2 protein-coding genes are annotated in these 1,945 nt (G+C 71.6%); one reads left to right on the top strand and one right to left on the bottom strand.

Annotated elements, in window-relative coordinates:
• The first annotated feature begins 26 nt into the window (after positions 1-26).
• Complete coding sequence (locus P1P75_RS41290) at positions 27-1,082, top strand: glycosyl hydrolase (RefSeq protein ID WP_319265132.1); 1,056 nt, start codon at positions 27-29, stop codon at positions 1,080-1,082.
• Positions 1,083-1,106: 24 nt separating this feature from the next.
• On the opposite strand, the gene P1P75_RS41285 is transcribed toward P1P75_RS41290, so the two are convergent.
• A complete protein-coding gene (locus tag P1P75_RS41285; RefSeq protein ID WP_319265129.1) occupies positions 1,107-1,919 on the bottom strand; it encodes a polysaccharide deacetylase family protein in 813 nt (270 codons plus the stop codon).
• Positions 1,920-1,945: the final 26 nt, after the last annotated feature.

Here is a 1,945-nt window from a genome sequence, read left to right as displayed (position 1 = left end):
CCCGCACACCCCGCGCACGCCCCCGCCTGCGTACCGTCGCCGCAGTCACCTGCGCCGTCCTGGCCGTCGTCCTGCTCCTCCAGGGTGGCCTCGGGCTGGGGGAGAACGGTTCCGGTCCGGGGCCGGCCGGCTCGCGGCCCCCAGCCGTCGGCGGCAGGTGCGCGCCGACCGCGTTGCTCGAACCGCCCTGCGGGGCATGGTTCGGCGCGTTCGTGCCGCACAGCAAGGACAACCTCGCGGAGAAGGTCCGCGACTACGAGCGGCGCATCGGACGCAAGCTCGACATCGTGTACACGTACCACGACATGTCACCGGTCCAAGGGGGCCGGCTGGAGGGCCAGTTGCTCACCCCGGAGGAACAGCGCGTCGCCGGTGAGGAACATCTGCTGCTGCTCTCCTGGGAGAGCAAGTGGTGGGGCGGCACGCGGGCACGGCAGCCCACCTGGAAGCAGATCGCGGACGGCGACCTGGACGCCTCGGTGATCGACGTCCAGGCCGCGCGGGTCAAGGAGTTCGGCGAGAAGGTATTCCTCTCCTTCGACCTGGAGATGGACACCCGCACCCCGGCGAACGGCACCCCCGAGGACTACGTTCGCGCCTACCGCCACATCCACGACCGGTTCAGGGAACTGGGCGTGACCAACGTGGTGTGGACCTGGACGACCACCGGCTATCTGGAGCACGCCGACCTGATCGAGCGGATGTATCCGGGCGACGACTACGTCGACTGGGTGGCCTACAACCAGTACAACTACTACCGGTGCCACAAGGCGGACTGGCTCTCCTTCGCCGAGACGCAGCAGGCCACGCACGCGTGGATCCGCGAGACCATCTCCGACGACAAGCCGCTGATGCTCTCCGAGTTCGGTACGGCCGACGACCCGTCCCGTCCGGGCAGGCAGGCCGACTGGTACGCGCAGGTGCCGCGGGTCCTGAAGGATCTGGAGGGCGTCAAGGCCGCGCTCCAGTGGAACTACCGCGACCCCGGCCCCCACTGCGACCTGGCTCTGGCCGGCGACGAGACCTGGGCCAGCCTTCGCAGGGCGGTCTCCGACCCCTACCTCAACCAGCCGTTCGGATGACCGGGCGAGCCCCGGATCCGGGCTCTAGCCCGCGAACACGGGCCCGCGCAGCACCGCGCGGGCCCGCCGGTACCACCGCCACCCCACCGTCTTCGGCCCGTCCCGGTACGGGGCGACGCGGGCACCCCCGCCCGCCAGCCAGCTCTCCACATCGGCGACGGTGTGGGAGCGCCGCACGATGAGCCGGGCGATGCGGTACGCCTCGTCCCGTTCCGAACTCAGCGCGTGCCGCACGGCGGTGGCCGTCTCGTACCCGGCGGCGGCCGCCATGCGCCGTACCCGCCCGCTGTTGTAGCCGTGCGGATAGGCGAGATGGCGCACAGGATGCCCGAGAGCGTCCTCCAACAGGGTCCGCGACTCCCGCAGTTCGCGGTCGAGCGCGCGTGCCGACAGGGTGTCGAGCTGGGCATGGGTGACGGTGTGGCTGCCGATCTCCATGCCGGACCGTTCCAGCCCGGCGGCCTGGTCCAGGGTCATCATGGGGGCGGGCGGCAGCAGACTGCGCCCGCCCGGACTGATCGCGCCGGTGGTCAGATAGGCGGTGGCGGCCAGGTCCCGGGCGGCCAGCGCCTCGGCGGTCGGTCCCGGCAGGTCGGCGAACCCGTCGTCGAAGGTCAGCAGCACCGGCCGCGCGGGCAGCGGCGCCCGCCCTGCGAGGTGGTCGGCGAGCGCGCTCACCGTCACGGGCGTGCGACCGCTGTCGACGATCGCGTCGAGATGCGCCGCGAACTCCTTCGGGGTGACGGTGAACTCCGCGATCCACTCCGGCGGTTCCTCCATCACGGCGTGGTACAGGAAGACCGGTATGGCGGCGTCGCAGCCGCCCGCCCCCCTCATCGCATGTCCCCGGACACCCCGGACAC

It is taken from the genome of Streptomyces sp. ID05-39B (genome assembly GCF_033794725.1).
GTDB lineage: Bacteria > Actinomycetota > Actinomycetes > Streptomycetales > Streptomycetaceae > Streptomyces > Streptomyces bobili.
This window is presented reverse-complemented; position numbering and strand designations above follow the sequence as displayed.